Origin of the sequence: Paenibacillus sp. MDMC362, assembly GCF_003269305.1 — a bacterium.
In the GTDB taxonomy this organism is placed as follows: domain Bacteria; phylum Bacillota; class Bacilli; order Paenibacillales; family Paenibacillaceae; genus Paenibacillus_AQ.
In genome coordinates, this window is the sequence record NZ_QLYT01000077.1 from 1 (window position 1) to 8573 (window position 8573).

The 8573-nt window shown below is 50.7% G+C and carries 6 protein-coding genes, 1 pseudogene and 1 other annotated feature; of the genes and pseudogenes, 4 read left to right on the forward strand and 3 right to left on the reverse strand.

All coding sequences use genetic code 11. The features are described 5' to 3' along the window. Nucleotides 1–216 precede the first annotated feature (216 nt). Nucleotides 217–405, forward strand: a pseudogene (locus tag DP091_RS28860) (GNAT family N-acetyltransferase); the annotation flags it as partial. 63 nt (nt 406–468) lie between these two features. Next, a complete protein-coding gene (locus tag DP091_RS28865; RefSeq protein WP_113061490.1) occupies nt 469–909 on the forward strand; it encodes a hypothetical protein in 441 nt (146 codons plus the stop codon). Between the two features lie 89 nt (nt 910–998). Here the strand turns inward: DP091_RS28865 and DP091_RS28870 are convergent, their stop codons facing one another. The 3 genes from DP091_RS28870 to DP091_RS28880 all read right to left on the reverse strand — a co-directional run bounded on the left by DP091_RS28870 (nt 999) and on the right by DP091_RS28880 (nt 4543). After that, nucleotides 999–2861 (reverse strand): arginine--tRNA ligase, encoded by a 1863-nt coding sequence (locus tag DP091_RS28870; protein ID WP_113061491.1) that lies wholly within the window; start codon nt 2859–2861, stop codon nt 999–1001. 62 nt (nt 2862–2923) lie between these two features. Beyond that, nucleotides 2924–3148: a binding site (T-box leader), on the reverse strand. A gap of 54 nt (nt 3149–3202) precedes the next feature. Beyond that, complete coding sequence (locus DP091_RS28875) at nt 3203–3970, reverse strand: class I SAM-dependent methyltransferase (protein ID WP_113061492.1); 768 nt, start codon at nt 3968–3970, stop codon at nt 3203–3205. Nucleotides 3971–4114: 144 nt separating this feature from the next. Then, nucleotides 4115–4543: an EamA family transporter gene (locus DP091_RS28880; RefSeq protein ID WP_113061493.1), complete on the reverse strand. Its 429-nt coding sequence runs from the start codon at nt 4541–4543 to the stop codon at nt 4115–4117. Nucleotides 4544–4675: 132 nt separating this feature from the next. Here DP091_RS28880 and DP091_RS28885 point away from each other — a divergent pair, with 132 nt between their 5' ends. Continuing rightward, a complete protein-coding gene (locus tag DP091_RS28885) occupies nt 4676–5119 on the forward strand; it encodes an acetyltransferase (RefSeq protein WP_113061494.1) in 444 nt (147 codons plus the stop codon). 174 nt (nt 5120–5293) lie between these two features. Next, complete coding sequence (locus tag DP091_RS28890; RefSeq protein ID WP_113061495.1) at nt 5294–8089, forward strand: DEAD/DEAH box helicase family protein; 2796 nt, start codon at nt 5294–5296, stop codon at nt 8087–8089. Nucleotides 8090–8573: the final 484 nt, after the last annotated feature.

An 8573-nucleotide genomic window follows, 5' to 3' on the forward strand; every position in this document is an offset into this window, starting at 1 on the left:
AACGGCCTTCTAAGCCGTCGGTCAGGGGTTCGAATCCCTTCTGGGACGTAAAAAGAAGACACCGTCAAATGACGGTGTCTTTTTATGTCCCGTGAGGATGAGAACCCCAAGGGGTTCGTCGGAGCATAAGCTTCGTTAGGATTACTTCGCAGTCGGCCTGGAAGGCCGTATCCCGACTGGGACAAGAACGTCCCGTGAGGATGAGGAGTAGCCTCTCGGATTCTGCTCTATCTGGAAGAGCAAGCGAAGAATCGGGGTTATCGTTTTTCGCGCCTGGAAACAGGCGAGCCGCAGGAGGAATCCGTTCATTTTTATAAGAAGCTGGGATATGCCCAGGTTGAACCGTTTGGCGAATACATCGGGAGCGAATATAGCTTATGTTTTGAGAAGTGTCTGACATCCTAGCGGTTTCGTCTTATAATAGAAGAAAAAAGTACTTTACGCTACATAATTGAGGAGGCGTCGAGCATGCAGCTTACGAAAATCTCACAGAATACCGCCATTTTATTGGAGCATGCCAGAAAATCGGGGCTAACTACCTCCGAACTGCTGGAGGCTGTGCGCTCGGGTGAGGTCGAGAGATTCCAAGTCGCGAACAATGGTCATTTTCACTATGAGGAATTGTTCTCTTATGCAAAAGAACATGGGGAAGATTTAGAAAAGGCCGTTAGCGAGGGGTACAAAATTACGTTTAATACCCGCAACGGGTTAAAAATCTGGCTGGAGGAAGCCTTCCGCATCAGCTCAGAATCCGATTTTAGTGTAGGTGAAGGCATTATTGAGGGGCTGAAGCTTCAGGAGGATCAGGTCGCTCGCTTGAAGGAAGCGCTGGCCGTCAACTGGACCTTGCAGGAAGAGCCTGCAGCAGATGCCGTCCAGGTCAGACTGACCGTCAGAGGATTGCAATAATATTATGATAGCCACCGTACGTATTCAAGATGAATCGTACGGTGGCTTTTTTAGTACAGCGTCATTCATTAATCTCTTCCGAGGGAGATTTACATCCGGCTTGGCGTGGGCAGTCCCAGTACATCCAGTGCTTCTCCAAGAGTGTTTTTAAATAAGGAAGTGAGCCATACACGGAACCGGAGCACTTCATCCGCCGATTTTAGAATTGGGCATGCCGAGTAAAAATTGTTGAACAAGGAACACAGCTCATAATTAAAGTTGCAGATGGCGCTTGGAGATAGATCCCGGCCGGCGGCGTACAGGGTATCATGCCAGGTGCTGATATGGCGAAGGAGCGCATGCTCCGCTTTTTCCATGGCAGGGAACCGGGCAGGCACCGACGACGAAACACCCGCTTCTTGCGCTTTATTGAGCACGCTGAGTGCACGCGCGTAGGAGTAGAGCAGGTATACCCCCGTATTTCCTGATATTTCAGTGGCCTGCTTCAAATCGAACACCACCTCGGTTTGCAGTGCGAAGCGAAGCAGATAGTAACGGATGGAGGCAACTGCGATCGTATGACTGGATAAACCGTTTTTATCGGAACGGGTGTCTTCGATGACCTTGGCTACTTGATGGATAAGCTCGGTGATTTTAATTCCGATCCCCTGACGTCCGGACATCGCGTAGGATGCTTTCCCGTCAGAAGTATCGATGCCGAGATCCGAAGCGGCAGAAGGGCTTAACGAAACGACGCCGTAGCTGACATGACGGAGCTTGTCGGCCTCTTTATGGAATCCCAAGCTTTCCAGCGCCTGCTTCACCATCGCCTGCGGGTACTGCTGCCTGTAATCAATGACGTTGATGACCATGTCTGCTTTGCCGAAAGAGAGCTGCTCGCCGTGAGTGCTCGTCGTCCAAACCTCGTTTGTGAATTTTTTATATACAAAATCGTTGGAGAGCACACCGTATTTCCACAGATGATAGGCAATGTCTTTGGCGGTGTAAGTTAGGATGCCATTGGAGCGCACGAGCACTTTATCCATGCTGTGGTCTGACTCCGGATCGTCCACGTTTTCCGTTCCTGTTTGTTTGAGTACCCAGCAGCCTGCAAGTTTGCCCTCGGTTTCCTGATGGAAGAGCGGCGTGTTCTTCAACAGCTCGAAAGCGGACGCCCAGAACCCCTCTCTGACAATGCTGCTCTCCCACACGAGCAGATCATAGTCAATGCCGAACTGCTTCATTTCTTCAAGATGCTCTTTGACAATTCTCTCGGCAACGAGCAGTCCGATCCAGGACAGATTCTGGTTACCCTCTTCCAGTGCGTGCAGGACCTCGGTCCGATGCTGAACCAGCCCAGGCTCCCTTTCGTAGGCCTTATTGGTACTTGAATACACGTCCCAGCAGTAATCGCCGAACCGGGCATGTTCCTTTGACAGCGGCGTGTGGAGCATCCCGACCACCGTATCTGCCAGTTGATTGCCAAGGTCGTCGATATAATTATGAACCTCCACCTCGTAACCAAGCTTCCTCATCAGCCTGACCAGCGTATCTCCGATACAGGAGTTTCTTAGATGGCCGATATGAGCGGATTTGTTCGGATTGATGGAAGTATGCTCAATGACAATCTTCTCGTTCGTTGCCGAAGGCAATTCAAAGCGATGTCCAGCCCAATATTCCCAATCGATACGCAGATTCATAAAACCTGGGGCAACAATCTCCGTGGCATAGACAAGCTGTTTATAGGTCGTATCCTGCTCAAGCTCGGCTTGAATCAGCTCGGCAATATGCAGCGGAGCTTTACGAAGCAGCTTCGCAAGCTGCATTGCAATGTTGGTGGCATAGTCCCCATGCTCCATGCTGGCAGGCTGCTCAATCCGGATTGGAGTAGAATCGGGCAGTTGGACGCCCATATCTTCACACACCTGGCTTACAGCTTGTTGAAGCCTCGAAGTAATCAAATGACTTAACACGTTAAATCCCCCTTTGAAAAATAAACAAAACACGTCAGAAAAATAAAAAAGCCCTCATCTCCTAAAGAGACGAGGACTTGTGCTCGCGGTACCACTCTTGTTGTTAAACCACAGAGGGTTTAACCACCTTGATACGATAACGGTGTAAGCCGGGGCTTCCTACGATATTGCATTTCGGAAGACCATCTCCTGGGTCCGTTTCACCGCCGACATTGTACCGGTTTCCACCCTCCCGGCTCGCTTGGACTAAAGTCAAGTGCAGTTACTCTCCCAATCAACGAAAATTACATTTCAAGTTTTTCATATTATTATCCATTCTATTTAGAAAATCAACCCTAAAATTATGAAACCTTCTCTGCAAAGACTCGCAGGCGCCTGTAATCTCCATAAAATGCATCTTCATGCCAGAGCGTCGCCCGGGCAGCTTGGCTGATACGGGCAATGGCTTCGTCCTTCTCTTCAGCCGAGAATCCAGCGAAGAAACGGTCGCCAAAATGCAGCAGCCAATACTTCACGCCATCCTTGCCCTCAGGCAGCTTCGTGGGACGGTCGAAGTGATAGGCGATATGCACCCGGAATCCATAGGATTCAAGCAAGGTCGCATACTGGCCCAAGCTGGGAAAATACCACGGATTACGGGTGTCGGCATCCATTCCATAATGGTCGGCGAATACCGATTTCAAGGCTTGGTAAATTCCGTCGATATTTCCCTTGCCTCCAAACTCCGCTACGAATCGGCCACCGGGCTTGAGTGCGCCATAGACGGAGCGTACGACACCACCAGCATCCTTCATCCAATGCAGGGCGGCATTGGAGAAGACGGCATCATACGGCGATTCGGTCTCGAAGTTCTCGCCGTCTCCGGCCAGAAACGTAAGTCCGGGGTATTTGCTTTTGGCGCGCTCAATCATCTCGGCCGAATCATCCATCCCGGTTACATCTGCACCCGAAGCGGATATTTCATTTGCCAAATCGCCGGTTCCGCAGCCGAGATCAAGAATTCGCTCTCCGGGCTGGGGCGCAAGAAGCTCTACTACGTCTTTTCCATAAGCCGAGACAAACGATAACTGCCGATCATAATCGTGTGCTTTCCATACTTGCTCTGACATAACAACAACTCCCTCACACATGAATTATCCTCATTGTGACATGTTTATCTTATAATTAGAAATACATAAATGCGATAATATTGATAGGTTTTAGCAATAAAAGAATGAACAAAAAGCCGCTGAGCAGCGGTTTTATGTAGAGCCTTATTTAACGGCAACCAGAAGAGCGCCAACGGCAATGAGCGCAACGCCTGCTGCGTTAATCCAGGATATCTTTTCTCCAAGAAACACAAAGGCCAGAATGACCGCGAGGACAACGCTCAATTTATCGATAGGTCCTACCTGCGATACTTTGCCGTATTTTAGCGCAAGAAAATAAAACAGCCAGGACAATGCCCCGGCAATCCCGCTGAGCACAATGAAGCTTAATGCTTTCTTCTGAACCAGAATGTCACCGAGTTCCGAGAATTTGCCCTGAACCCCCACGACTCCCAGCAGAAACAGGGCCATAATGACAGAGCGGATGGCCGTTGCCGAATTGGCATCGATGTTTTGCAGGCCTATTTTTCCGAAAATGGCGACAAGAGCCGCCGTGACCGCCGACAGCAATGCATATATAAGCCATAACGGCATGTTCTTCTCTCCTTCCTGATAAGATAAAGTCTCTGATTAATGTACCGGATTCCACTATAATAGTATAGAGCAATTTACACGATATCATGAATATCGATGAGATCGAATGATTTGGAAGGGACTGGATGAAGCATGATGTTGCATATAGCGCCTTATACAGAAGAGTATCATGATCGGCTGGTGGAAATATGGCTTCGTGCCGTATCCCAAACGCATGATTTCCTGACGGAGGAAGATATCCGGTTTTATTATGAGATGATGCAAAACGGAGCGCTGAGAGCCGTAGAGATCTGGGTCGGCTTGAATACCGAACAGGAACCGGTTGGATTTATGGGGCTGGATGGGTCCAAAATCGAAATGCTGTTTGTGGATCCCCTCCATCACGGCTTAGGCACGGGAACGAAGCTGATCCGGCATGCCGAACAGCTCAAGGGGCGGAGGCTGCAAGTCGATGTGAATGAACAGAACCCCCTGGCCTATGCCTTTTATAAAAAATACGGCTTCGTGCAAACCGGCCGCTCCGAGCTGGACGGCTCCGGGAAGCCGTTTCCGCTTATTCACATGGAATTACAGTAAGGTCAAGGATCACTTTTTTAGATTATCGAGTATAGTTTTCAGCGCAGCTGAACCTAATCGATAATGCAAGAAAAACATCCTTACACGCGGCTGTCTTCTGTGAACGTACGTCGGCAGACGTTTTTCTTATACAATCCGATGAAGAAAGAGAGGTGCATCTAACTGGAGGAATCCATGAAGTTTTTTCCGAGTAATCTGTCGTTTCGTTATCCTTGGCGCTCCTATCAGAAAAGAGTGCTTCACGGGCTGGAGCATCATCTGAAGAATCGGCATCTGCACTTGGTGGCGCCGCCGGGTTCGGGGAAGACCGTTCTTGGACTGGAAATCATGCTGCGCATTAACCGGCCGACGATCATCCTGGCTCCGACACTTACCATCAAGCAGCAATGGGCGAGCCGGTTCGTGGAATTATACCTAGACCATCAAGAACAGCCCGAATGGATCTCTACCTCGCTCAAGCGACCGGCATTGGTAACGATTACGACCTATCAAGCCCTTCATAGCCTGCTTAGTACTGCTGGGGAACAAACCTCTGTGAGGAAGAAAGGCACGGCGGAGATAGAGCAAGCGCATCAGGTTGAAGAAGAGAACGACAGGGATCCCGAAATGGTCATGGAAGCTTCTGAGGCGGAGGTGATAGATAGCGCCAGCGAGGATGATATCACGAACGGTACCGAGGCTCAAGAAACTTTGGAATTGTTGAGGCGACAGGGCTATCATACAGTCATTTTTGACGAGGCGCATCATCTCCGGATGTCTTGGTGGCAAAGTGTTATGCAGCTGTGCGAAATGCTGGACCAGCCGACGAAGATTGCCCTTACTGCCACACCGCCATATGATGTCAATCCAAGGGAATGGCAGCGGTATATCGAGCTTTGCGGTCCCATCGATGAAGAGATTAGCGTCCCGGAGCTGGTCCGTCATGGTGAGTTGTGCCCACATCAGGATTACATAAGTTTGACCATGCCTACTCAAGAGGAGGCGGCTAAACTCCGGGAATTTCGGCTGCAGGCAGCGCAGGTTAAGGACGAGCTGGTCCGGGATAAGTTCCTGGCGGATTTGATTGTCAATCATCCTTGGATTGCGCAATCCGAAACGTATACCGAAGAAATATTATCCTCGCCCGAGTATTACTCCAGCATGGTGCTATATCTGCGTGCCGCCGATCAGCCCATCTGGAAGGAAGCGGTGAAGCTGCTCGGGATGAATGAGAGGGAAACGCCCGAATTTTCGGAAGAGTGGTTGGAGGAACTCCTTAGCGGCATGCTGTATAAAGATCCGCATCTGGATCGTGAGCTGCCGGAGTTAAAGGGCTTGCAGAAGAGGCTCAGCCGAATGGGCATGATTGAACGCCGGAGGGTTTATATGCGTTCTACGCCGGCATTTGACAAAATGCTGGTTCAGAGCGTTTCGAAATTGCACGGCATCGGCCGTATTCTTGATTTCGAGCGTTCCATGCTGGGGGAGAGCTTACGGATGGTGATTTTGACCGATTATATCCGTAAGGAGGACCTGCCGAAGGATGCAGCTGACGAGAAGCCGCTTCATCGGCTTGGCGTTGTCCCCATTTTCGAGTTAATCAGAAGGCAGCTGGCTGAGAAAAACGGTTCGCAGAGCGAGCATGAGCTGCCTATCGGAATTCTGACCGGCTCCTTTGTTGTGCTGCCGGCAAAGGCTGTTCCTTTAGCCAGGGTTTGTGCCGATCGGCGAGGTCTTCACTTATCGGAGCGCCCGCTTGCGCATGACAGCCGCTATGTAACGATTGATGTACGCGATGCGAACCGCTCGGATATCGTCGCCATCATAACGGAAGTGTTTACAGAGGGAGAAATCCGGGTGCTGGTTGGTACGGCGGCTCTTCTGGGAGAGGGGTGGGACGCTCCCGGAATCAATTCCTTGGTCATGGCATCATATGTCGGTTCGTTCATGCTGTCCAATCAGATGAGAGGGCGGGCGATTCGCGCGCAGCGCGGGAATCCCGATAAGACCGGAGCGATCTGGCATCTGGCCTGCATAGATACAGCCAAGAGCGATGGCGGCGAAGATTTGGGCTCGCTTGCCCGAAGATTTCGATCTCTCGTAGGTTTATCGATCTCGCACCAGACCATAGAGTCAGGCTTGGAACGCATGGGTCTTGATCTTCGGAAAAGGCGTACCGCAGACAGCATTAAGGGTTATAACCGCCGCACATTGGAGCGTGCGATGCAGCGGCATCTTCTGAAGGGGCGTTGGGAATCGGCGATTGCCCTTCACAGCTCCATGACGGAAGAACTGACGACGGATCGAGAGAGCATTCCTAGGCCTGTAGTGTTTTCCCATACGGTGAAAGCCGTACTCCTATTCGCCGTTGGTCTGGGATTTGGCGCCTTCAGCGAGACGTTAACGTCTCCGCATTTGTTTCAATCGGACGCGCCGGCCTGGTTCAATATACTAATCCCGGTTGCCGTTGCCTTACTCGTATCCAGCCCATGGGTGTATAAAGCCATCAAAATGCTGGCGCGGCATCAGTCGCTGGAGCGAAGTATCCGTGAGGTTGGACTCGTCGTTTATACGGCCCTGTTCGATATGAAGCTGGTCGAATCTGTGCCAAGCATTCACCGATTGAAAGCGGAGGAAGTGGGAGGAACCGTCACGTGTTGGCTGAGGGACGGAACCACTCAGGAAAAAACACTCTTTTTGGATTCGCTGCAGCAGGTGCTGGACCCGATCGATAATCCGCGTTATCTTCTATACCGTGAATCGCGTAGCTGGTTTGTGAAGAAACGGGATTATCATGCCGTGCCGGAGGAAATCGGTCGCCGAAAAGAACACGCGGAACGGTTTGCCCAGCTGTGGCGCAAGCACATCGGCCCTGCCGAACTGGTCTATACTCGCACGCCTGAAGGAAGGAAAACACTTCTGACCGCGCGAGCGAGAGCGTTGTCTTCCATTTTCGTGAAGAAATCGGAGCGGGTCAGTGCTTGGCGATAGGACAGGGCTGTCCGCAGAAGTTACAGAGCAAGTGGCGGTGATGCATTGCCTTTAACGGACTCAGGGTCCGTTATTTGCGGGGAAAACGCTCTTATTGGTTCGGTAACGGACCTGAAGTCCGTTATTTAGGAAAAATGAGGGGAATTTGCCTATGGAAAAGCTAAATAACGGATGTGGTGTCCCTTAAATTCTAAATTGGGCCGTTTTTTCTGAAATAGCGAACCTATGGTCCTATGGTCCGAGAGAGTTTGTGTTCTGTGCGCGATAATGGGGAAACTGCTATTGAGGTCATATGCTACATTGTTCCTCAGAAGGGATGCGGCCCTTCGGGCCGACTGCGAAGCTATCCTCCCGAAGCGTAGGCTCCGACGAACCCCTTGTAGGGTTCTCGTCCTCGCGAACGCAAAAACACCGCCTTTAAGAGGCGGTCAGGCTGTCGAGAAAGTCTCGACAGCTATTTTTTGTACATTTAATTCAACACGAC

What these genes read in the sequence shown, in the direction of transcription:
- DP091_RS28885 (WP_113061494.1), top strand. Translation starts at nt 4,676, where the DNA reads ATGATGTTGCATATAGCGCCTTATACAGAAGAGTATCATGATCGGCTG.
- DP091_RS28880 (WP_113061493.1), bottom strand. Translation starts at nt 4,543, where the DNA reads ATGCCGTTATGGCTTATATATGCATTGCTGTCGGCGGTCACGGCGGCT.
- DP091_RS28875 (WP_113061492.1), bottom strand. Translation starts at nt 3,970, where the DNA reads ATGTCAGAGCAAGTATGGAAAGCACACGATTATGATCGGCAGTTATCG.
- DP091_RS28865 (WP_113061490.1), top strand. Translation starts at nt 469, where the DNA reads ATGCAGCTTACGAAAATCTCACAGAATACCGCCATTTTATTGGAGCAT.
- DP091_RS28890 (WP_113061495.1), top strand. Translation starts at nt 5,294, where the DNA reads ATGAAGTTTTTTCCGAGTAATCTGTCGTTTCGTTATCCTTGGCGCTCC.